Annotated in this window: 22 protein-coding genes; 20 read left to right on the top strand and 2 right to left on the bottom strand. The window is 41.8% G+C overall.

Features of this window, described 5'->3' with window-relative positions; genetic code table 11:
- Nucleotides 1-26 precede the first annotated feature (26 nt).
- From fhuF to ACGF5R_RS16835, 20 genes are all read left to right on the top strand, one after another.
- On the top strand, nucleotides 27-803 hold the full coding sequence (fhuF, locus tag ACGF5R_RS16930) for a siderophore-iron reductase FhuF (RefSeq protein WP_192881004.1): 777 nt from the start codon (nucleotides 27-29) through the stop codon (nucleotides 801-803).
- Nucleotides 804-972: 169 nt separating this feature from the next.
- Nucleotides 973-2,520, top strand: a complete 1,548-nt coding sequence (locus ACGF5R_RS16925) for an aspartate aminotransferase family protein (protein WP_262980473.1) — start codon at nucleotides 973-975, stop codon at nucleotides 2,518-2,520.
- Between the two features lie 30 nt (nucleotides 2,521-2,550).
- Entirely contained in the window at nucleotides 2,551-3,852 is a 1,302-nt protein-coding gene (locus ACGF5R_RS16920) for a lysine N(6)-hydroxylase/L-ornithine N(5)-oxygenase family protein (RefSeq protein ID WP_262980474.1), read from the top strand.
- On the top strand, nucleotides 3,852-6,254 hold the full coding sequence (locus tag ACGF5R_RS16915; RefSeq protein WP_387691921.1) for a GNAT family N-acetyltransferase: 2,403 nt from the start codon (nucleotides 3,852-3,854) through the stop codon (nucleotides 6,252-6,254). Before ACGF5R_RS16920 ends, ACGF5R_RS16915 begins: the two co-directional genes overlap by 1 nt.
- A 444-nt stretch (nucleotides 6,255-6,698) precedes the next feature.
- Entirely contained in the window at nucleotides 6,699-7,169 is a 471-nt protein-coding gene (locus tag ACGF5R_RS16910) for a thioesterase family protein (RefSeq protein ID WP_262980476.1), read from the top strand.
- A 111-nt stretch (nucleotides 7,170-7,280) separates the two neighbouring features.
- The gene (gene rarD / locus ACGF5R_RS16905; protein WP_112877268.1) at nucleotides 7,281-8,171 is read left to right on the top strand and encodes an EamA family transporter RarD; all 891 of its coding nucleotides are present in this window, start codon (nucleotides 7,281-7,283) and stop codon (nucleotides 8,169-8,171) included.
- A 7-nt stretch (nucleotides 8,172-8,178) separates the two neighbouring features.
- Nucleotides 8,179-8,631, top strand: coding sequence for a GNAT family N-acetyltransferase (locus ACGF5R_RS16900; protein WP_387691920.1), 453 nt, complete (start codon nucleotides 8,179-8,181; stop codon nucleotides 8,629-8,631).
- A gap of 1,163 nt (nucleotides 8,632-9,794) precedes the next feature.
- On the top strand, nucleotides 9,795-10,682 hold the full coding sequence (locus tag ACGF5R_RS16895) for a hypothetical protein (RefSeq protein ID WP_262980478.1): 888 nt from the start codon (nucleotides 9,795-9,797) through the stop codon (nucleotides 10,680-10,682).
- An 11-nt stretch (nucleotides 10,683-10,693) separates the two neighbouring features.
- Nucleotides 10,694-11,161: a hypothetical protein gene (locus ACGF5R_RS16890; RefSeq protein WP_112877272.1), complete on the top strand. Its 468-nt coding sequence runs from the start codon at nucleotides 10,694-10,696 to the stop codon at nucleotides 11,159-11,161.
- A 306-nt stretch (nucleotides 11,162-11,467) separates the two neighbouring features.
- Nucleotides 11,468-12,043, top strand: coding sequence for a C39 family peptidase (locus ACGF5R_RS16885; RefSeq protein WP_112877274.1), 576 nt, complete (start codon nucleotides 11,468-11,470; stop codon nucleotides 12,041-12,043).
- Nucleotides 12,044-12,131: 88 nt separating this feature from the next.
- The gene (ccmA, locus tag ACGF5R_RS16880) at nucleotides 12,132-12,758 is read left to right on the top strand and encodes a cytochrome c biogenesis heme-transporting ATPase CcmA (RefSeq protein ID WP_387691917.1); all 627 of its coding nucleotides are present in this window, start codon (nucleotides 12,132-12,134) and stop codon (nucleotides 12,756-12,758) included.
- On the top strand, nucleotides 12,758-13,417 hold the full coding sequence (gene ccmB, locus ACGF5R_RS16875) for a heme exporter protein CcmB (protein WP_387691915.1): 660 nt from the start codon (nucleotides 12,758-12,760) through the stop codon (nucleotides 13,415-13,417). The genes ccmA and ccmB overlap by 1 nt, the downstream gene beginning before the upstream one ends.
- A 119-nt stretch (nucleotides 13,418-13,536) precedes the next feature.
- Entirely contained in the window at nucleotides 13,537-14,268 is a 732-nt protein-coding gene (locus tag ACGF5R_RS16870) for a heme ABC transporter permease (protein WP_112877277.1), read from the top strand.
- Between the two features lie 2 nt (nucleotides 14,269-14,270).
- Entirely contained in the window at nucleotides 14,271-14,534 is a 264-nt protein-coding gene (gene ccmD, locus ACGF5R_RS16865) for a heme exporter protein CcmD (RefSeq protein ID WP_387691913.1), read from the top strand.
- Nucleotides 14,518-15,012, top strand: a complete 495-nt coding sequence (ccmE, locus tag ACGF5R_RS16860) for a cytochrome c maturation protein CcmE (protein ID WP_112877279.1) — start codon at nucleotides 14,518-14,520, stop codon at nucleotides 15,010-15,012. Before ccmD ends, ccmE begins: the two co-directional genes overlap by 17 nt.
- Complete coding sequence (locus ACGF5R_RS16855) at nucleotides 15,009-16,979, top strand: heme lyase CcmF/NrfE family subunit (RefSeq protein WP_387691911.1); 1,971 nt, start codon at nucleotides 15,009-15,011, stop codon at nucleotides 16,977-16,979. The genes ccmE and ACGF5R_RS16855 overlap by 4 nt, the downstream gene beginning before the upstream one ends.
- Complete coding sequence (locus ACGF5R_RS16850; protein WP_112877281.1) at nucleotides 16,976-17,530, top strand: DsbE family thiol:disulfide interchange protein; 555 nt, start codon at nucleotides 16,976-16,978, stop codon at nucleotides 17,528-17,530. Before ACGF5R_RS16855 ends, ACGF5R_RS16850 begins: the two co-directional genes overlap by 4 nt.
- On the top strand, nucleotides 17,527-17,988 hold the full coding sequence (locus tag ACGF5R_RS16845; protein ID WP_112877282.1) for a cytochrome c-type biogenesis protein: 462 nt from the start codon (nucleotides 17,527-17,529) through the stop codon (nucleotides 17,986-17,988). Before ACGF5R_RS16850 ends, ACGF5R_RS16845 begins: the two co-directional genes overlap by 4 nt.
- Nucleotides 17,988-18,422, top strand: coding sequence for a c-type cytochrome biogenesis protein CcmI (ccmI, locus tag ACGF5R_RS16840; RefSeq protein WP_387691909.1), 435 nt, complete (start codon nucleotides 17,988-17,990; stop codon nucleotides 18,420-18,422). Before ACGF5R_RS16845 ends, ccmI begins: the two co-directional genes overlap by 1 nt.
- Before the next feature lie 44 nt (nucleotides 18,423-18,466).
- The gene (locus ACGF5R_RS16835; protein WP_387691907.1) at nucleotides 18,467-18,595 is read left to right on the top strand and encodes a hypothetical protein; all 129 of its coding nucleotides are present in this window, start codon (nucleotides 18,467-18,469) and stop codon (nucleotides 18,593-18,595) included.
- 94 nt (nucleotides 18,596-18,689) lie between these two features.
- Here the strand turns inward: ACGF5R_RS16835 and corA are convergent, their stop codons facing one another.
- Both corA and uvrD read right to left on the bottom strand, forming a co-directional pair.
- Nucleotides 18,690-19,640 (bottom strand): magnesium/cobalt transporter CorA, encoded by a 951-nt coding sequence (gene corA / locus ACGF5R_RS16830; protein ID WP_112877284.1) that lies wholly within the window; start codon nucleotides 19,638-19,640, stop codon nucleotides 18,690-18,692.
- A gap of 95 nt (nucleotides 19,641-19,735) precedes the next feature.
- Nucleotides 19,736-21,907, bottom strand: coding sequence for a DNA helicase II (gene uvrD / locus ACGF5R_RS16825; protein WP_387691905.1), 2,172 nt, complete (start codon nucleotides 21,905-21,907; stop codon nucleotides 19,736-19,738).
- Nucleotides 21,908-21,957 lie beyond the last annotated feature (50 nt).

Genomic DNA, 21,957 nt, shown 5'->3' with positions numbered 1-21,957 from the left:
ATGAACATGTAAGCAGGGAGTTGGTGGTGTCAGAGACAAAGCATTCAATTACACCTTTAACCACAGTGGTAATTGAAGATATCATTCAGTTATTTGAACAAACGTTTAGCCATTTTTCTTCCACCATGAGAATAAATGCAGATAATATCCCTACTAATAGCATGAATTTCCCTCAGTGGTCAGACACAAGGAAATTTCCAGTATTAATTCAGCGCTATCAAGATGAATATTACGGTGACAATGATATAAAACCTAACCAGAAAGCCCTATATTCCTTATGGGCACAATGGTATTTTGGTTTAGTTATTCCCCCAATGATGTTAATGTTGCTGGAATATCCACAAGCAGTGGATACCCATTACAATCTTTTTCAGGTTGAATTCCATGATAGCGGTAGGCCAGATATTTTTTACTATAATTTGACCTGGCTGAATGAGGCTCCTTCATCATTACTCCATCGCCACTATTCTCTCTTGGAGCGCCATATTATTCCCGTATGCGAAAAGATTGAATCATATCAAGGGATAAATAGACGTCTCCTGTGGAATAATATTGGTTATCTTATGTATTGGTATCTTGCAGAATTCAGCACAAGAATAAATAGCAAGTTATATCAAGAAATTATAAATGGTCTTTTTATGGAACCACAATTACCTGATGGTAGAGATAACCCCCTTTACCGTACTGTTATTTTACGGCATAACAATATGCAACGTCGCAGTTGTTGCCAGAGAAATAAACTACCTGGCGTCGGTAATTGCCATGATTGCCCTTTGGAATCCAAAGTAGAAAACAAACATTAACATTCTATTCTATAATTTTTTATCTGCTTAGGTAGAAAGAGATTATTATGATTTAATCGCGCTATTATTCAACAGTTATTTACTCTAACCCAATATTACACATAATAAAATCAATTATGTTGGGAAATAACCAAATTATAACCTATATATGAGATAAAAAGGATATATAATGTACGGAGATGCTCTGCTATTAAACCATCCACTCACGGAAGATAGTCATATAACGGAAGAAAATTTTTCCAGATATTTCTTAAATATGCATAGTGCTGGAGACTATCTCGATGACGCCTATAATGTCATTACCAGAATAAAGAAAATACTACAGCGGGTAGATAGACCTTTCAGTGGGATATTACCCCATGAGTTATCCCCGCTATTTTCTAAAGTGAATTTAGATCTTCCTCTGACCTCATTAAACCAGGCCTTAGATGAGCTACAGCAACTTTATCTTAAAGATGCTGTTTATTTTCATCATCCAAAATATGTTGCTCATCTTAATTGTCCACTGGTATTACCCGCTGTTCTGGCTGAAACCATTATTGGCGCAATTAATTCTTCACTGGATACCTGGGATCAAAGCGCTGGCGGGACACTAATAGAGCAAAAAGTTCTCGACTGGACACGAGATAAAATGGCATTAGGCACAAATGCCGATGGTATCTTTACTAGTGGCGGTACCCAATCAAATCTGATGGCAATACTACTTGCGCGGGACCACTTTTGTCACCAGCGCAATCCTGAACATAAAAATCAGCTACATGGTCTGCCGACAGATTTTCATAAACTACGTATTTTTACCTCGACAGTCAGCCACTTCAGTACACAAAAAGCCGCTGCTATCCTTGGTTTGGGATATAACGCCGTTATCTCTGTTCCTCATGACAGTGAGTTCCGCATGGACCCTCAAGCATTGGAACAAAGCATTAACCAATGCATCGAACAGGGCAACATTCCTTTTGCCATTGTTGCTACGACGGGTACCACAGATTTCGGCAGTATTGACCCACTTCATCCTATCGCGGCTATCGCCAAACAGTATGGTATCTGGTTACATGTGGATGCGGCATACGGATGCGGTTTACTGGTTTCGCCTCGCCGCGCTCATCTACTGGAAGGCATCAATTTAGCGGATTCTGTCACGGTGGATTACCATAAGTCATTCTTCCAACCCGTTAGTTGCAGTGCTTTCTTCGTCAAAAATAAGAAGCATTTATCCCATTTGACTTATCATGCCGAATATTTAAATCCACTCAGTGCGTTACAAGAAGGTACGCCCAATCTGGTCAATAAAAGTATCCAGACAACTCGTCGTTTTGATGCATTGAAAATGTGGCTGACATTACGAATTATGGGTGCAAAACGACTCGGACAAGCTTTTGATAAAGTGGTCGATACGGCTCAGGATGCCTATCGATTAATGGCACAGAATCCCTATTTTGAACTTATTCATTATCCAGAATTAAGTACTTTGGTTTTCCGTTTTATTCCTAAACAAAAATTACCTGATGCAGATATTGACGCCATCAATGCGGCCATTCGTAAGGCACTATTCCGTGAAGGTAATACCGTTATTGCGGGTACCAAAGTCAATGGTAGACAATATCTGAAATTTACTTTCCTTAACCCGGCAACAAACCAGCAACATCTACAAGAAATTGTGCACAGCATCGTAATGCACGGAAACGATTTTCTGGCAACCCATAATAACAACTTATGAGATTAATACTGTTTACCAGGAGAAAATTTTATGACAACTCGCCCTTATGATTTTATCGCCATTGGAATAGGTCCTTTTAATCTCGGACTAGCATGTTTAACTCAGCCACTAAAAGATGTTCATAGCCTGTTCATTGATCAAAAACCGGGCTTTGATTGGCATCCGGGAATGATGCTAGAAAATTCCACCATGCAAACCCCTTTTATGTCAGATCTGGTGACTCTGGCATCACCCACTCATCCACTTAGCTTCCTTAATTACATCAAGCAAAAAGGGAGAATATACTCTTTTTATATCCGGGAAAGTTTTTTCCTGATGCGTAAGGAATACAACCAATATTGCCAGTGGGCGACAGAACAGTTATCTAATCTACGCTTTAACACACGCGTTGACAGCATTAGCTATGATGAACATGCCTCGCTATATACATTACATTGTTCAGATACGTTAACTGGGCAACAACACCAATTTGTTTGTAAAAAATTGGTATTGGGTACCGGACCTGCACCTTATATTCCAAAGTGTTGCCAACCCTTCTCTGATCAGATGGTGACATCTGGTAATTACTTGAAGAACAAAGAAGCTTTACAACAAAAGCAATCTATTACTGTTCTGGGTAGTGGACAAAGTGCCGCAGAGATTTTCTACGATTTGCTCAGTGATATTGATAAATTCGATTATCAACTTAATTGGCTTACCCGTTCGCCACGTTTTTTCCCGCTGGAATATACCAAGCTGACACTAGAAATGACGTCACCAGAATATGTAGATTATTTCTATAGTCTCCCAAGCGAAAAACGTGATGCATTAAATTTGTCCCACAAGCAGCTTTATAAAGGTATCAATAGTTCATTAATCAACGATATTTTCGATTTAATGTACACCAAACGATTAAATGGTAAGTTAAACGTCAATTTATATACCAATAGTGAATTACAACAAATTAGCCATGCCCAAAATGGCCGCGACCTAACATTGGCGTTATTCCAACACGAACAGGAGCAACCATTTTCTCTGGACACCGAAGGAGTCGTTCTGGCTACCGGCTTTCAGTATCAAATCCCGACTTTTATTGAAGGTATACATCACCTTATCCGTTGGGATGAGAAAGGACGTTATGGTGTACAGCGTAATTACAGTATCGATCAGAACAATACCATTTTCATACAGAATGTGGAATTACATACTCACGGTTTCGTCACGCCAGATCTGGGAATGGCCTGTTATCGCAACTCCTGCCTGATTTATGAAATTACCGGTATTGAACATTATCCGATTGAGAAAAGTATCGCTTTCCAGCAGTTCAGCGTTGACACCGAAGGAGCATGCTAATGTCCGTCTTTAATCCTACACTGTTTGAAAAATCCTTGCCTGAAATAGGTACCTTTGCATTACGTTCACTGGATCTGGAACAGGACATTCCCATATTAACTGACTGGGTTAACCGGGATTACGCCCATTATTGGGGAATGCAAAACAATACTGAGAAACAAGTATGGGAATTTTATCATAATTTAGAATCCAGCCATCCGGGCAGTGTCTTTATTGGAATATATCGGGGGCAACCTACTTTTCTATTAGAGTGTTATCGTGCACAAGATGATCTGATTGGAAAATATTATCCGGCACACCCAGATGATATGGGAATGCATATTCTGGTTGCACCACCGCAAGAAAAAATAAGGCATTTCACCTGGGGAATTTTCCAAACCATCATGGCCTTTATTTTTAGTGATACTACTGTGGCTCGCATTGTGGTTGAACCTGATATACGTAATGAGAAAATTCACAAACTTAATCTACAGGCTGGTTTTGTTTATCAGAAGGCATTGGTATTACCGAATAAAACAGCCAAGTTAGCCTTTTGCACCAGAGAACAACATCAGATTGCGTTACAGCGGGAACATCAAGCGACAACATCAACCCACTCAGGCTCATTGATGACAAATGCCATACACTTGCAACCGGCGGTCTGGCGGAAAGTTAATCGTCTACACTTGTGTAAAGCGATTTCTGAATTTTCACATGAATGTTTACTCGTGCCTCAACAGTTAACTGAAAAAGCAGATAGTGATGGATATCACCATTACCGTTTAGATAACGCTGACCATCCGGTCAGCTATACTTTCCGGGCACGGCGTATGGCACTGGATCACTGGCTGATTGATGCCGATTCGTTACAGAAAAATGCCAACGGAGAAGAAAAAGCACTCGATTCCTTGCTATTCATTATTGAGTTCAAACAACAACTTGGCATCAGTGATGTCGTAATGCCTACCTATCTGGAAGAAATTACCAGTACTCTCTATAGCAGTGCTTTTAAGCATAACAGAATCGGTATCAGTGCAATGGATCTCGTGAATACTGATTTTCAGGCGCTGGAAGGGGAGATGATGGAGGGACATCCCTCTTTCGTTGCCAACAATGGCCGGATTGGTTTTGATATTGGTGATTTCCAGAACTTTAGTCCCGAAGCCGCCTCTGCTATGCATTTAGTATGGTTGGCCGCACATAAGAGCAAGGCACACTTTGCTTGCATCGAGCAACTCAATTATCAACAGTTGCTGGAACAAGAGCTAGGCACAACCACAGTAGCTGAATTTAACCGGCAGTTAATCGCGCTTAACCTTAATCCAGAAGACTATTTCCTGATGCCAGTTCACCCCTGGCAATGGCAGAACAAACTGGCATCGGTGTTTGCTCCTGATATTGCTAATCAGAAATTGGTCTATCTTGGTATTGGTGCTGATACCTATCAGGCACAACAGTCAATCCGTACCTTATTCAATCGCAGTCATCCTCAGCGATATTATGTGAAAATGGCGTTATCCATTCTGAACATGGGATTTATGCGCGGTTTATCACCTTATTACATGGCGACGACACCGGGCATTAACGACTGGCTATTCGATTTGGTCACACAAGATCCCATCCTGCAACGTTATCGTTTTAAAATTTTACGAGAAGTCGCCAGTGTTGGATTCAAAAACAGCTATTACGAGCAAGCAATCAGTAGTGATACGCCTTATAAAAAAATGATGGCGGCACTATGGCGAGAAAACCCACTGCAACTCATTGAACCTGGGCAGCAAGTGATGACGATGGCTGCGTTACTGCACAGTGATCAGCACGGGAATCCCCTGTTGCCCGCGTTAATTTCAGCATCCGGCCTACCTACTCAGGAATGGTTACGTCGCTATTTAGAGAGTTATCTTGCGCCACTGTTACACTGTTTGTACGCTTATGATCTGATGTTTATGCCACACGGCGAAAACATCATTCTGGTATTGGAAAACCATGTTCCACAGCACATCTTCATGAAAGATTTAGCGGAAGAGATTCTGGTCATGAATCCCGACGCCGATTTACCGGAAAAAGCGCGTCGAGTCAAAGTAGACATGCCCGAAGATATGAAAACACTGACCATCTTATCTGATGTGTTTGACGGTATATTCCGCTATCTGGCTGCAATACTAGATGAACAGGGTGACTATTCACAGGAGCTTTTCTGGCAGGCCGTAGCAGATTGTATTTTAAGCTATCAGCACAACCATCCTGAATTAAGTGAGCAATTTGTACGTTACGATCTGTTTACACCAGAGATTAAACGCTGCTGTCTAAACCGCCTGCAAATAGCGAATAACCGTCAGATGCTTGATTTAGCTGATCCGGCTCAAAGTTTACAGTTTGCTGATAACCTGATTAACCCAATTGCCAAATTTGGTCACTCGTAAAATAGAGCTATCAATGAGCATGAAGAATGGTGCCTCATCAGTAACATGCTAACGATTCTATATAAGGCGGTGCTGCTACAGTACTGCCTTCTTTATTTGCATAATTTACCTATACACGTAATTTCAGTGGATTAAATTCCAGCACCGATATTATTTTCCGTTTCAACTTACCTATAGTTGTATTCAATTATGCTATTCAGATTATTGCCAGACATTCCTTAAAGCTGGCAAGGTTAGCAATAAAAGCATAACATTAACAACTCATTAACTATATCCGTTATCTTTCAAGTTGCCTCTTTGTTGGCTGCACTCACTCACCCCGGTCACATCGTTATCTATGCTCCCGGGGATTCGCTCCCTTGCCGTCGCGATGCATCTTGAAATCCATAGGGTATATATAAAGTCATATTGATAACACATATCTTTATTTGGGAATAAAATTAAATGTCTACAACGCTATTAACCCTAGAAGAAGCCCGGCAAGTGATTGGTCATGCTTTTGTTCACGATATGCCTTTTAACCAATTATTAGGACTTGAACTGATTCGGTTTGAACAAGATTACGTAGAAATACAATTCCGTAACCAAAGTAAATTAGTAGGTAATATCGCACAAAAAATTTTACATGGTGGTGTCATTGCCTCAGTGCTTGACGTATGTGGTGGATTGGTCTGTATCGGTAACGCCTTGACCCGTCTGATACCCGCATCATTAGAAGAATTAGAAAAACGATTATCAATAATGGGAACGATTGATTTGCGGGTGGATTATCTACGCCCCGGTCGTGGTGAATTATTTACCGCCACCAGTAGTATTATCCGCAATGGCAACAAAGTTTCTGTTGCCAGAGCAGAACTACATAATGAGCAGAGAACCCATATCGCCAGTGTAACGGCGACCTATTTGGTAGGATGACAATATAATTTTAATCGCTTGCGTAATATTCAGCCCGGTGACATATTATTTTCACGTTAACGGGCTAAAAACCCATGACACTCTTTCCACCTTTATTAACATCAGGACAATATGAACAAGCCACAAACTACCAAAGGAGTATTGTACGCCTTCGGTGCCTGTTTTATCTGGGGAATCGCACCAATTTATTTTAAACATATCCAGCAAGTACCTGCTGACGAAATCCTGACCCATCGTATTATTTGGTCATTTTTCTTTATGTTGCTACTGTTAACATTAACTCGTCACTGGTCACAGGTAGCCAAAATTTTCCGTCAACCTAAAAAAGTATTATTTCTGGCCGTGACAGCAACCGTGGTTGCCTGTAACTGGCTGATTTATATCTGGGCGGTGAACCACGGCCATATGCTGGAAGCCAGCTTAGGTTATTTCATTAGCCCATTGGTTAACGTTTTGTTCGGCATGCTGTTTCTCAGTGAGCGTTTCCGCCGTACGCAATGGGCTGCGGTTATTCTGGCCTTCACCGGCGTATTAATCCAGCTATGGCAATTTGGTTCTATACCGGTCATTGGACTAAGTTTGGCTGTCACTTTTGCCCTGTATGCCCTGCTGCGTAAGAAGATGAATGTTGATGCTCAAACAGGCATGACGATTGAAACACTGTGGTTACTACCGGTTGCCGCCATTTATCTATTTGGTTTTGCCAACACCCCAACCAGTGATTTAAGTAATAACCCAACGATTCTCAATTTATTGCTGATTGCCGCGGGCATTATTACTACTGTGCCATTACTGTTATACACGGAAGCCGCAGCTCACCTGCGCCTATCCACACTAGGATTCTTTCAGTATGTCGGCCCAACGCTGATGTTCTTGCTAGCAACCTTGGTTTATGGTGAACAAATAGGCACCGACCGTCTGATTACTTTCGGCTTTATCTGGGCTGCATTAGTGCTGTTTACACTGGATGCCGTGTATACACAGCGTAGATCGCAGAGATAGCAAAACAATGAAAATAGCCATCAGATTAGCCAATACAACCGAACAGATCGCCCTTGAAGCTCTGCAATTACGTGCGTCTCTTATGTGGGAAGAAGATAGGGAATCCTTACTAGCAAATCCCCACATGATAGAACTGCCGATAGAATATATTGCAGCAGGATATGTTTATATTGCGGAACAAGATAATGTAATCTTGGGATTTTGTGTTGTATTGCCGCTAACTGATGGAAATGCAGAACTTGATGGAATATTTGTTGAACCGGCCTTTTGGCATCAAGGTATTGGCAAGCAATTGGTGCAAATCACATTGAATGATCTTCACATAAAAGGCAACGTCTCATTGCAGGTGCTGGCTAATCCGCAAGCAGCCGGGTTTTATATTGCCCTTGGCTTTGAATATTTAAGAAAAGAATATACTCAATTAGGAACAGCAATTCGTATGATTAAGTACATCCTGTAAAATAAGCTAATTCTATTTTGTAAATTAATGCCTTTTATCGTCACATCTACTTTATCTTTAATAATTAAATACTGTTTTTTAATAAAAATCCCAACTACATTAAAGATATAAAATAATAGCAAAAGCTTATTTTAAAACAAAAAACACCCCAAGTTATATATCCAATCAGATATTATATAAACCATATGGAATATTTACTTAAGCATTTTATAATAATGTTAATATCGTTTCCACTCAATAATCAACTTTTTAAAATAATAATAAAACCCAATACTGCACAAACAGATGATTAAACTCTTAACGTATTATTTTTATGTCTCTATTATGACCGCCGCAATACAACTATTACGGCGGTCATATAGTGACCTGCTCCCGCCACTAAGTCACAAGTGACTCAGGCGGGGGCTTCCTATGATCCCTATTAGCAAAGGATAACAACTTTCGTTGCAGTCCCTGCTCTGACAGCAACTGCCTTGAAACATAATTTCACATTAGGTCATCCGATGGTAAAATGCATCCCATCCCTCGCTCTTTCTGACCATGCGTTCAGAAACGTAAGAAGCTTACGCACAACCACTTTTTTGGGCTTTCCAGCAGCCACGAGGCTTTAAAATCTGTGACACCTTTTCGTGGATGAGAACCGCTTTTTGTTTCTACTTTTTACGTGCTGAAAATGGCGGTCTTTTACGGAACAGTATTCACTGGGCAACTTGCAAGCAGTGTATGCCCGAACTGAGAAACCGGGAATTATTTTCTTTATGTCCATTAGATAAGATGCATACAGGTGACAGATATAAATCAATACCTACGCTTCTGTCTGCACTGATTGTGTCTGGGGTTAATTTGCCTTCAAATCATCAAATAGGCACACAAGCGTAATATTTTCCCGATAGAGCTTTTTATAGTGACCATCTTTATCTTCCCGTCAATGATACAATGCAAAACTGCTTTTAGGAAACTAACCCATTCGGCGAAAAAGTTTTTGAAGACAGCCTCTAGATTAGCCAATACAGCCAACAAAGACTGACTATTGACTTCACAAACGTGTATTCAATAAACGAACAACTTACCATAACAACAAGAATTACATTAAAATAATAAATTGACATAACACCTAACATTAGAAATAATGATGTTAATTTTTTTTAACATGACCAAAACAAATGATCAAAATAGCAACAGGACTTGCAGCGATCACAGTAATTTCTCTTTCTCACACTGCATTTGCATCTTCTCTTCCACAAGAAAGGGATATACTGGATAAAGAAAAACCAAAGAATATTTTAAAAATTGACGATTTTCTACCTGAAAAGAAAAAATGGACTCTCTCGACTGGAATCTCCATTTTAAATAAATCAGGTGATGGAAGTTCACCTTTATTTTATTTAAACGAGATATCCCCCGGCCACTATATTTTGAACAAAGGAACACAAACATACCAGAAAGAAACTAACGGTGTCTCTGCTCATTCATCACTAATATATGGTATTACTGATGAACTTGCAGTAGGAGCTACTGTCAATGGCCAATGGCAGAATAATCAATATACTTTTGATGATGGCAAGAAAGCCGTTAATGACAAATATCAATTTAATGGTGTTGGACTAGGAGGAAGCTATCAAACCTACTTATTCTCCGATTATACTGTTTTCTTTAGTGGAATAAATATAAAAGAAAGCAAAATAAAAAGCTATACATTAGGAACATCACTAAACTGGATTTATGATCCTTTAGTCCTTAACCTGTCTTTAGGATATTTAGATGGCATATCTAGAGAACGGTTTTCAAACAATTATACAGCTTATACTACAGGTGGTTCCGTCATCTTCGCTGTTAATCCTGAAGTAAATATTCGTTGGGGTTTTTCAAAAGACTTTATCTATACACAAAATAACCTTTTATCTCAAAAATCCTGGAGCAGTAATACATCTCTATTAATTGGAACAATAGTAAATCTGACTGATAGAGTTTCTACTGATATTAATATCAAAGGTGGTGTCGGTAATAATAAAATATCTACCGTTTCTGTTTCTTTATCTTACAAAATCTGAGGACTCTGACAATGTTAAGAATTTTTTGTACTTCATTACTCATTTTGTCAACATTAATAACTACATCCTATGCTGTAATTCCTGAAAATAATGATAAATCTATATCTATAAATGATGATCTAATGAAAGAACTTGGATATAGCTCATTCAATCAGCTCAACTCAGAAGAAATGTACGAAACAAAAGGCAAAGTTGGACCAGTAGTGGTTGGCGCTATCGGCGCTATTGGTGGAGCGAGCTTATCCGTAGGACTTGATAAATCTAACGGAGATCCTGTTAATTGGAGAAATGCAGCTACCGCAGCATCAGCCGGGTTTGTTACCGGATTTAGCGGTGGTATTATGGGCCCAAGCACACTTGGAGTAGCGACTAGCACTACACTAGGAGTCAGTGCTGGTGGAGCAACCAATGCTCTACTCAAAGGTATAAGTAAAGGGTCGGCAAGCTCAGGATGTGTCTCTTGTCATTCGAACATATAATGAACATTAATTTCATCGTATTTTTGTTACTGATTTCTGGTTATCTATATTTGGGTACGAGAGCTTTTCCCGGCCCCAAATGGAGTGTACGCCTCTTATCAACATTTATCATGTTATTTTCTGGATATATTAATGAATACAATACAGTAACACTTATTTTTCTAGTCATATTATTAGGTTATGCCATAATGATTTTTTTCCTAAAAAATCTTGGCATATTAAGTACCACTAGGAATCTGGACGTTCTCTATTTATTGGGACCTGCTATTTACTTAATGATTTTTATCATAAGATGGGCTGAATAATATGATAACACTTAAAATTCACCTAAGAACCACACTGATTTTCGTAATTTTGGTTCTTTTTGCAGGCCAATCTTCTGGGAGAGAGTTAAAAGTAAGTAACTATATAGACTTGAAGTTCAAAAATATAGTAAGACAAGAGTATGACTTTACCTGTGGGCTCGCCTCATTAATAAATATACTTGCAACAAATTATCAAATCAATATAGAGGAAGAGGATCTCATTAAAATAACAGGAATAAAACCAGAATATTCATTTATAGATCTACAGAATACACTCAAGAAATTTGACATTTTATCTATGGGAGTAAAGATATCATTAAAACAACTTGAAAAGGTAAATTCACCAACAATCCTTTATCTGAAAAGAAATGGAACCAATCATTTCGTTATATTTAATGGAATAGACTCTTCTCTCGTCCAAATTATTGATCCGGCTTGGGGAAATATTAATTATACTCGATCTCAATTTGAACGATATTGGCTCCAGGATAATCAATTAGGACGAGCATTAATACTAATGAAAAAAACAGTCATACATATTAATCATGATTATGTCTATAGAAAATCACTTTTCTAAATAGTTGATCTGAATAAAGTACAAACTATATACAATATAACATTTATACTATGGTTCAACACCTCAAAAAGAAAATATGAGTTCCTTAATGCTGGAAGCGAAAAATTTGAGTTATATTGGTGATGAACGCTCTCTGTTCGTTGGGCTGAACTTTACAGTAACCCCAGGTGACATAATTCAAGTTGAAGGGCCAAACGGTGCAGGCAAAACCAGCCTACTACGTATTTTGGCCGGATTGATACGTCCAGACACTGGTGAAGTGCGCTGGCAGGACAAAAACATTCTGAGTCATTATAAGCATTATTACCATAATTTGCTTTTTATCGGTTATCAACCAGGGATAAAAACCGTACTGACACCGTATGAAAACCTGAAGTTTTATCAATCGCTTAAGCAGCAGAAAGACAATCAAGCAATTTGGCAAGCGCTGGAACAAGTCAGTTTAATCGGTTATGAAAATTTGCCAGTAGCCCAGCTTTCTACCGGTCAACAACGCCGTGTTGCTTTAGCACGTCTGTGGCTAAGCCACTGCCCGTTGTGGATTCTTGATGAACCTTTAACCGCCATTGACAAAAAAGGTGCGACAAAATTGATAACGCTTTTCAAACAACATACACAACAGGGGGGAATGATATTACTGACTACCCATCAGTATATGGCAGAAATAACACCATCTGTGAAGAAAATCCACCTAGTAGGTCAAGAGGTGATCTAATGTTTATCACTATACTACGCCACGAATTGAAAATTGTTTTTCGCAAAAGATCAGAGATCGCCAATCCTCTATGGTTCTTCTTAATCGTTATCGCATTGTTCCCATTAGGTATTGGACCGGAACCACAGTTACTAACACGCATTGCACCAGGAAATATCTGGGTCGCCGCACTACTAGCATCGCTACTTTCGCTAGAGCGACTGTTTCGAGACGACTTTCTCGACGGCTCTTTGGAACAATTATTCCTACTATCCGCACCACTACCGCTCATAGTGTTGGGTAAAGTATGCGCTCATTGGATGGTGACAGGTTTACCATTGTTGATCCTATCACCAATAGTAGCCCTACTACTGTCATTAAGCTTTAGCACCTGGACCGCCACAGCATTAACCCTACTACTAGGTACACCGATATTAAGCCTGATAGGGGCGATCTGTGTGGCTCTGACCGTTAAGACACGCAAAGGCGGCATATTGCTTAGCCTGTTGGCTCTACCGTTGTATATTCCAGTACTGATATTTTCCACCATAGCTATCGACGCCGCATCGATAGCTATACCTATCGATGGATACTTGGCGATTTTGGGCGCTATGCTGATAAGCAGCGTAACTCTGGCACCTTTCGCTACCGCAGCCGCTCTGCGTGTAAACATACACTAGGGGATTACTAATCTATCGAACCAGACTATACAGATGAGAGCTAATCCTGAAAACAACAAATAATTTCATTGATCTGAAGAACGATCAGAGTTTCAATTTTGCAGTGAGCAATGACAACTATGTGGAAATGGTTACATCAATTTGCCAAGCCAGAGAAGCTATACCAAATGTGTGGCTACTTTATTCCTTGGCTAGGGCTAGCCAGTATACTGTGCCTAGGACTGGGATGGATATGGGGTTTTGGCTTTGCGCCATCAGACTACCAACAAGGTGAAAGCTACCGCATTATGTATATCCACGTACCAGCCGCAATGTGGTCAATAGGAATTTATGCCTTGATGGCGATAGCAGCATTAATAGGTCTAGTATGGCAAATGAAAATGTCTAATACCATAGTCGCTGCAATGGCACCAGTGGGAGCTGTGTTCACTTTTATCGCTCTGATAACCGGATCTGCTTGGGGTAAACCAATGTGGGGTACCTGGTGGGTATGGGATGCACGCCTGACCTCAGAACTAATACTATTATTCCTCTATATTGGTACCATCGCGCTGTACAACACATTTGAAGATCATCGCCTAGCAGGACGCTCAATTAGCATTCTAGTGTTAATTGGAGTAGTAAATTTACCAATTATCCATTTTTCCGTTGAATGGTGGAATACCCTCCATCAAGGTTCAACCAATCTGCAACAAACCGTTGCTCCAAATATGCGCCTACCACTGCGTTGGACAATTCTCGGCTATCTACTGTTCTTCATCACCTTAACCCTAATGCGCTTGCGTAACCTGATCCTATTCCAAGAACGCCAACACCCATGGGTAGTTGCACTGGTCAATAAGGAAAATTAACCATGAATACAGCATTCAGTTCTTGGCAGTCATTCTTTGCCATGGGTAGCTACGCTTTCTATGTATGGCTAGCGGTAGCAGCTACGTTGATCTCAATGCTCGCTCTGGTAGTACATACACTGTGGCGACGTAAACAACTATTTGATGAAATCATTCGCCGACAAACACGCGAACTACGTATCCACCAGTCAAAACGGACCTCTCTACTAATGAAACGACATACCATCCAGCAACGGGAGAGAAACTATTGTGAATCCTCGTCGTAGAAACCGTCTTTACCTAGTAATAATAGCGTTGATCAGCATTGCACTGACCGTTTCACTGGTTCTGTATGCGCTACGTTCAAATATCGACCTATTCTATACCCCAAGCGAAGTCCTACTAGGCAAAGGAAAAAATCATAAGAAACCGGAAATCGGCCAGAGATTACGTATCGGAGGCACAGTAATGCCCGGCTCAGTAAAACGCGATCCACAAACCTTGAAAGTGAATTTCAAGATCTATGATGCGCAAGGCACTATCAATGTCATTTATGATGGAATCTTGCCCGATCTGTTTAGAGAAGAGCAGAGTGTGATAGCACAAGGCGTACTGGAAAAACGTAATGTCGTAAATGCGCACGAAATACTGGCGAAGCATGACGAAAAATATATGCCGCCTGAAATAACCGAGGCAATGACGGAAAACGATAAAGAGGCAACTTCAGCCTACATCACCCCACAGGAAAGGAACAGAAAGTCATGATGCCAGAGTTAGGAAATTTTCTGCTGTGCCTAGCATTAGCAATTTCCGTGCTGCTGAGCGTTTATCCCCAATGGGGTGCAGTGCGCCAAGACGAACGCATGATGGCCGTTGCTCGCCCGCTTACCTACGGCCTATTCATCACCATTGTATTAGCATTTTTCTGCTTGGTGCATGCATTTGTGGTCAACGACTTCACTGTAACCTATGTGGTCAACAACTCCAACAGCCAACTACCAGTATATTACCGTATTGCTGCTACTTGGGGGGCACATGAAGGTTCTCTGTTACTGTGGGTACTACTACTAAGCAGCTGGACTCTGGCGGTAGCACTATGTAACCGCCAAATGCCACTGGACGCCGTGGCATACGTGTTATCAGTAATGGGAATAATCACAGCAGGCTTCCTGCTGTTCATCATTATGACTTCCAATCCATTCACTCGTACCCTGCCAAATTTTCCTACCGATGGGCGAGATCTCAATCCTTTACTACAGGACATTGGACTAATTTTCCATCCTCCGCTGCTATATATGGGCTATGTCGGTTTCTCCGTGGCCTTTGCCTTCTCCATCGCCTCATTAATATCTGGACGGCTGGATACTATCTGGGCACGCTGGTCACGCCCCTGGACTATAGCCGCTTGGGTATTTTTGACCTTAGGGATAGTACTCGGCTCTGCTTGGGCCTACTACGAATTAGGCTGGGGTGGCTGGTGGTTCTGGGATCCGGTAGAAAATGCCTCTTTCATGCCATGGCTGGCCGGTACAGCACTGATCCACTCTCTGGCAGTGACAGAAAAACGTGGTACCTTCAAAGCTTGGACAATATTGTTAGCAATTACTACCTTCTCACTATGCCTACTTGGTACGTTTCTGGTACGTTCTGGTATGTTAGTATCAGTCCATTCATTCGCTTCCAACCCAGAACGCGGCATATTTATCTTGGCCTATCTGGTGATCATCATTGGTGGTTCTTTGTTGCTATATGCAGTGAAGGGTGACCAAATGAGTAGCCGCATACAGCACAAAGTATTCTCACGCGAGACATTCTTGTTGGGTAACAATGTGCTGCTGATCACCGCAATGATGGTAGTACTATTAGGTACACTACTACCGTTGATCCACAAACAATTCGGCTTTGGCAGTATTTCTATCGGAGAACCATTCTTCAATATTATGTTCACCTGGCTGATGGCACCGTTTGCACTACTATTAGGCGTTGGACCTCTGGTACGCTGGCGACGCGATAAACCATCCAATCTATGGAAGCGCTTATGCGTGGCAATAGTATTAACACTACTACTCTCTATCTTGCTACCCTGGCTATTGCAGGATCGAATAGTTGGGATGACTGTGGTCGGACTAATCATGGCACTATGGGTAATTGTACTGACGCTGGTAGAACTTCACGAACGCGCCACCCATCGACACAGCTTTTGGCGTGGTTTGACACAATTCTCTCGTAGCCATTGGGGAATGATATTCGGCCATCTCGGCTTAGCGGTAATGGTTATCGGAATCACCTTCAGCCAAAATTACAGTATCGAACGCAACGTACGCATGAAGATAGGCGATATAGTAAATATCCATGATTACCACTTCATCTTCCGTGACATACACGGCATCTACGGACCTAACTACATTAGTGGTGTGGGTATTATCGACGTTACACGCAACGGAAAACCAGAAGCGACGCTACATGCCGAGAAACGCTATTACAACATAGCTCGTAGCATAATGACTGAAGCGGCTATAGATGGCGGCTTTACCCGCGATCTGTATGCTGTGCTAGGTGAAGAATTAGAAGATGGCTCCTGGACAATACGCCTGCATTACAAACCGTTTGTACGCTGGATCTGGTTCGGTGGCATATTCATGGCAATAGGCGGGATACTGTGCATCTTCGATCCTCGCTATCATATGGGCAGAAAGCTAACGGGCAAAGGTAAAATGAAGGAGCCGACATGAGACATAGGCTATTATTTATCCCGCTAATCCTTTTTCTTCTCCTAGTGGCGGCGTTCATAGTGCAGCTGACACGTAACATCTACAACGGTGAAGAGCCTACCATGCTAGAGTCAGCTTTGATCGGCAAATCAATACCTATATTTAAGCTAGAATTGCTTAATCAACCAGAAAAAACCTGCAATCAAACAATATTGCACAACGGCAAACCAATACTACTCAATGTTTGGGCGACATGGTGCCCAACCTGCTGGGCTGAACACGAATATCTGAATACCCTAGCTGCGAAAGGAATACGTATAATTGGCCTAAACTATAAAGACGATCGTACTAAAGCTGTGGCTTGGCTCAATAATTTAGGAACCCCATACATCTTGAGTCTATACGATGGCGACGGCATGTTTGGCCTCGATCTTGGTGTATATGGTGCACCAGAAACGTTTCTAATTGACGGACAAGGCGTTATCCTCTATCGCCACGCCGGAGCCATGAATAAACGAGTTTGGGAGCAGAAAGTACTACCGCTATACAAGAAATATGGGGGTGACTCATGAAGCTAGTAACACTATTGTTGGCAGGGCTACTGAGCTACAGCACTTGGGCAACAATTGACACATATCAATTTAAGTCAGCAGAACAAGAACAACAATTCCACGAACTGACAAAACAACTGCGTTGTCCAAAATGTCAGAACAACAACATCGCAGACTCCAATTCAATTATTGCAGCAGACATGCGCACCAAAGTGTATGAGTTAATAATACAAGGGAAAAACAAACAACATATCATCGACTATATGGTGGAACGTTACGGTAATTTCGTAACCTATAAACCACCTATAACGCCTATAACACTGATCCTTTGGGTCAGCCCACTACTGTTTGTACTGATTGGTGGTGCTATAGTAATTGTACATTTCCGCCGTCATCAAGAAACAGACGATGGATTTACCAAACAGGAGCAACAACATTTAGTGATGTTACTAAAAGAGACTGACAGGAACAAACCCTAATGATTTTTTGGTTAATAATTATTATGCTACTAGCTAGTGCCTCAGCGCTACTGGTAGTACCTGCAATTCTCCAAGGCAAAGCAAACACCAATACCAACCGCGATACGCTTAACAAGATACTTTATCAGGAGCATCTGAGAGAGTTAGAGCAGAATGAAGCACAGGGTGTGGTAAATGATCGTTTGGCGCTGGTACAAGAGTTACAACGAAACCTTCTGAGTGACATACCTATACAACCAATAGTGCAAAAAAAGCCCATTAATCGCTGGGCGTTAGTGCCTGGTGTATTAGTTCTGATCATAGTAGCTGTCGGGTTCTACCTAAAAACTGGCAGCCTAATGCAAGTGCTTGACTGGCAGAATCAAGAAAAACAATGCGAGAGCTATCAATCAACAAGCACACCAAGAGTTTGCTCACACCTACCATCAACTTGAACCAAATAATCAGGGAGTCACCTAGACTATATGCCGAAATCTTTATGCAATTACACCAAGATAAAGAGATAACAAACATCACTGATTTTGGCGCCTGTCGCTTCCTTAATGCTCCCATAATTAAAGATATCGCCAGCGCCCAAAAAACAACTGTTGCCACTCAGGCTGTCTGACGTTTTCGACCCAGCTAGCCGCAAAGGTTTTGGATCAGTTCAGCGATGTGTAAATACCTATGCTACATTGGGCAAGGGTTTACAGCAGTTTTTGCTAAAGCCAGTTCTTCCGCTTAAAATAGAGATACGGTGCAAGGCCGGCCGCAATCATTAAACCAATTGCGCCCGGATAACCAAATGTCCAGTGTAACTCCGGCATAAATTCAAAGTTCATACCATAACTGGAAGCCACCAGCGTTGGCGGCAGGAATACCACAGAGACAACCGAGAAGATTTTGATAATTCGGCTCTGTTCAATATTGATAAAACCCATTGCCGCCTGCATCAAGAAATTAACTTTTTGAAACAAAGATTCATTATGTGGCAACAGTGATTCAATATCCCGCAAGATTTCACGGGCCTGCTCTAGTTGAGCTCCCGGCAAACGGGCCCGTCGCACCAAGAAGTTAAGCGCACGCTGTGTATCCATAAGACATAAGCGAACCTTCCAGCTAATATCTTCCTGTTCAGCAAGACTGGACAAGGCAATATCAAACTCATCACCCTGTTTCCCTTCCATAATGACCCGGCTCAGGGATTCCAGCACGCTGTAAATATTTTCGATGACATCAGCCAACTGTTCAATCTTGGTTTCAAACAGATCCATCAGCACTTCATAAGCATTACCGTCGACTAATGTCTGATTACGAGCACGCATACGATACAATCGGAACGCAGGGAGCTCCCGCTCTCGCAACGTATAGAGACGACCATCACGAATAGTAAATGCAACTGTTGCGTTGCCAGCATGGTCTTCCGCGTCTTCAAAGTAAAAAAATGAGTGGACGTGTATCCCGTCTTCATCTTCAAAAAAACGCGCCGACGCCTCAATGTCATCCAGTTCCGGTCGGGTTGCCAGAATTTGGCCTAATTCATTTTGAACTTGCAACCTGTCTTGTTCTTCCGGCTCAACCAAATCTACCCATAAGGAATCAGATAACTTTTCTCCCTCTTCAAATTCAAGACGGAGCAGGCGATTATTCTCTAACTTAAATGCGCTCAGCATGTATCATAAGTCTCCTTTACTCCCTACGTGATCGTAAGGCGCGAATGTTACGCTTAGAAGAAAAAGCCTGTCAACATTCAACCTGGATATTATTTTCAGACCATTTCAAGTCTGGCATAAGCAGCAACCAGCCACTTAATCCCTTCCCCTTGAAACGCGATTTGTAATCGGCTATTTTCACCACTCCCCTCCATATTGACAATGGTTCCTTCACCAAATTTAGGATGACGAACACGTTGCCCAAGAGCATAACCGCTATCATTGGAGCTAATTGGTGTACCTAACCGACTATGGCTAACTGGACGAGATACTGTCGCACGTAACCGAACTTCTTCAATACATTCTGACGGCAGTTCCCCAATAAAACGAGATGGCCGATGATAAACCTCTTTGCCATATAAACGACGACTTTCGGCATAAGTGATGGTCAGCTTTTCCATTGCACGTGTCAGCCCCACATAAGCCAAACGACGCTCCTCTTCCAAACGTCCACCTTCTTCAATCGACATCTGGCTTGGGAACATGCCTTCTTCCATGCCAACAATAAATACCTGTGGGAATTCCAGTCCTTTAGCCGAATGTAATGTCATCAGTTGCACCGAATCTTGATAGGCATCGGCCTGCCCTTCTCCCGATTCCAGCGCAGCATGGGAGAGAAACGCCTGCAATGGCGTAAAATCTTCATCCTCTTCCTGATAGCTAAACTGGCGAGTCGCCGTGACAAGCTCTTCAAGGTTTTCAATACGCGCCTGCGCTTTTTCACCTTTTTCCTGCTGATACATTGCCCGCAGGCCAGAATCACGGATAACCCTGTCAGTCTGAACATGCAATGGCATATCTTCAGTTTCTGTCGATAATGCGTCAATCAGTTCAATAAAACGCTGTAAGGAAGCAGCGGCACGCCCAGCCAGCACTTTCTCTTGAAGCAATATCTGACAACAGTCCCACAACGTTTGCTGCCGTTCACGAGCCGCTTGGCGCACAATATCTAAAGTTCTGTCACCAATACCACGGGTAGGCGTATTCACCACACGTTCAAACGCCGCGTCATCATGACGATTGGCAATCAAACGCAGGTAAGCCAGTGCATCTTTAATTTCCTGACGTTCAAAGAATCGTTGACCACCATAAATACGGTATGGCATTGATGCATGTAACAGCGCCTCTTCCAGTACACGGGACTGAGCGTTGCTGCGGTAAAGTATGGCACAGTTTTTCAGGGCACCACCATTTTCAAGCCAGTTTTTTATCCGGCCAACCACATAACGGGCTTCATCCAGTTCATTAAATGCACAATAAAGGGAGATAGGTTCACCCTCTACACCATCAGTCCACAGATTTTTACCCAGACGATCACTGTTATTAGCAATCAGTGTATTGGCAACTTTCAGAATATTACTGGTGGAACGGTAGTTCTGCTCCAAACGGATAGTTTCAGCGCCGGGAAAATCTTTCAGAAAACGCTGAATATTCTCAACTTGAGCCCCACGCCAACCATAAATAGATTGATCATCATCCCCGACAATCATCACTTTGCCTGTTTCCCCTGCCAACAGATGAATCCAAGCATATTGAATACTGTTAGTGTCCTGAAACTCATCCACCAGAATATTAGTAAAGCGGCCACGGTAATGTTGCAGGATCTGAGGTTTATTCAACCACAACTCATGAGCTCGCAGTAAAAGCTCGGCAAAATCCACCAGCCCGGCTCGATCACAAGCCTCCTGGTAAGCCTGATAAATTTTCTGCCATGTCGCCTCAACAGGATTGCCATAACTTTCAATATGCTGGGGCCGCAATCCTTCATCTTTTTTACCATTGATGTACCACATGCCTTGACGAGCTGGCCATTGTTTATCATCCAAATTCATTGCTTTGATAATGCGTTTAAGCAGGCGATTTTGATCTTCACTGTCAAGAATCTGAAAATCCTGTGGCAAATTAGCATCCAGATGATGGGCTCGTAACAAACGATGAGCCAAACCGTGGAATGTACCAATCCACATCCCTCCCTGACTGGTACCGATCAAGTTTTCAATCCGATGGCGCATCTCCGCCGCCGCCTTGTTGGTGAAAGTCACCGCCATAATGGAAAATGGCGAAGCCTTCTCCACTGACAACAACCAAGCAATTCGGTGTACCAAAACCCGGGTTTTACCACTCCCTGCGCCAGCTAATACCAACATATTGGTTCGCGGAGCAGCTACAGCTTCCCGTTGTTTGTCATTCAGACTTTCGAGCAGATAGGAGACGTCCATAGTTACCATCAATTGATTAGACAGCGCCCAGAGGCTGCTGTGTTTTTATACAGAATAAT

Source organism: Photorhabdus sp. RM71S, assembly GCF_042879355.1.
In the GTDB taxonomy this organism is placed as follows: Bacteria; Pseudomonadota; Gammaproteobacteria; order Enterobacterales; family Enterobacteriaceae; genus Photorhabdus; species Photorhabdus kayaii.
The sequence above is the reverse complement of the archived record's forward strand: the minus strand, read 5'-3'. Positions and strand labels throughout refer to the sequence as shown.

What these genes read in the sequence shown, in the direction of transcription:
- ACGF5R_RS16925 (WP_262980473.1), top strand. Translation starts at nt 973, where the DNA reads ATGTACGGAGATGCTCTGCTATTAAACCATCCACTCACGGAAGATAGT.
- ACGF5R_RS16920 (WP_262980474.1), top strand. Translation starts at nt 2,551, where the DNA reads ATGACAACTCGCCCTTATGATTTTATCGCCATTGGAATAGGTCCTTTT.
- ACGF5R_RS16915 (WP_387691921.1), top strand. Translation starts at nt 3,852, where the DNA reads ATGTCCGTCTTTAATCCTACACTGTTTGAAAAATCCTTGCCTGAAATA.
- ACGF5R_RS16910 (WP_262980476.1), top strand. Translation starts at nt 6,699, where the DNA reads ATGTCTACAACGCTATTAACCCTAGAAGAAGCCCGGCAAGTGATTGGT.
- rarD (WP_112877268.1), top strand. Translation starts at nt 7,281, where the DNA reads ATGAACAAGCCACAAACTACCAAAGGAGTATTGTACGCCTTCGGTGCC.
- ACGF5R_RS16900 (WP_387691920.1), top strand. Translation starts at nt 8,179, where the DNA reads ATGAAAATAGCCATCAGATTAGCCAATACAACCGAACAGATCGCCCTT.
- ACGF5R_RS16895 (WP_262980478.1), top strand. Translation starts at nt 9,795, where the DNA reads ATGATCAAAATAGCAACAGGACTTGCAGCGATCACAGTAATTTCTCTT.
- ACGF5R_RS16890 (WP_112877272.1), top strand. Translation starts at nt 10,694, where the DNA reads ATGTTAAGAATTTTTTGTACTTCATTACTCATTTTGTCAACATTAATA.
- ACGF5R_RS16885 (WP_112877274.1), top strand. Translation starts at nt 11,468, where the DNA reads ATGATAACACTTAAAATTCACCTAAGAACCACACTGATTTTCGTAATT.
- ccmA (WP_387691917.1), top strand. Translation starts at nt 12,132, where the DNA reads ATGCTGGAAGCGAAAAATTTGAGTTATATTGGTGATGAACGCTCTCTG.
- ccmB (WP_387691915.1), top strand. Translation starts at nt 12,758, where the DNA reads ATGTTTATCACTATACTACGCCACGAATTGAAAATTGTTTTTCGCAAA.
- ACGF5R_RS16870 (WP_112877277.1), top strand. Translation starts at nt 13,537, where the DNA reads ATGTGGAAATGGTTACATCAATTTGCCAAGCCAGAGAAGCTATACCAA.
- ccmD (WP_387691913.1), top strand. Translation starts at nt 14,271, where the DNA reads ATGAATACAGCATTCAGTTCTTGGCAGTCATTCTTTGCCATGGGTAGC.
- ACGF5R_RS16855 (WP_387691911.1), top strand. Translation starts at nt 15,009, where the DNA reads ATGATGCCAGAGTTAGGAAATTTTCTGCTGTGCCTAGCATTAGCAATT.
- ACGF5R_RS16850 (WP_112877281.1), top strand. Translation starts at nt 16,976, where the DNA reads ATGAGACATAGGCTATTATTTATCCCGCTAATCCTTTTTCTTCTCCTA.
- ACGF5R_RS16845 (WP_112877282.1), top strand. Translation starts at nt 17,527, where the DNA reads ATGAAGCTAGTAACACTATTGTTGGCAGGGCTACTGAGCTACAGCACT.
- ccmI (WP_387691909.1), top strand. Translation starts at nt 17,988, where the DNA reads ATGATTTTTTGGTTAATAATTATTATGCTACTAGCTAGTGCCTCAGCG.
- ACGF5R_RS16835 (WP_387691907.1), top strand. Translation starts at nt 18,467, where the DNA reads ATGCAATTACACCAAGATAAAGAGATAACAAACATCACTGATTTTGGC.
- corA (WP_112877284.1), bottom strand. Translation starts at nt 19,640, where the DNA reads ATGCTGAGCGCATTTAAGTTAGAGAATAATCGCCTGCTCCGTCTTGAA.
- uvrD (WP_387691905.1), bottom strand. Translation starts at nt 21,907, where the DNA reads ATGGTAACTATGGACGTCTCCTATCTGCTCGAAAGTCTGAATGACAAA.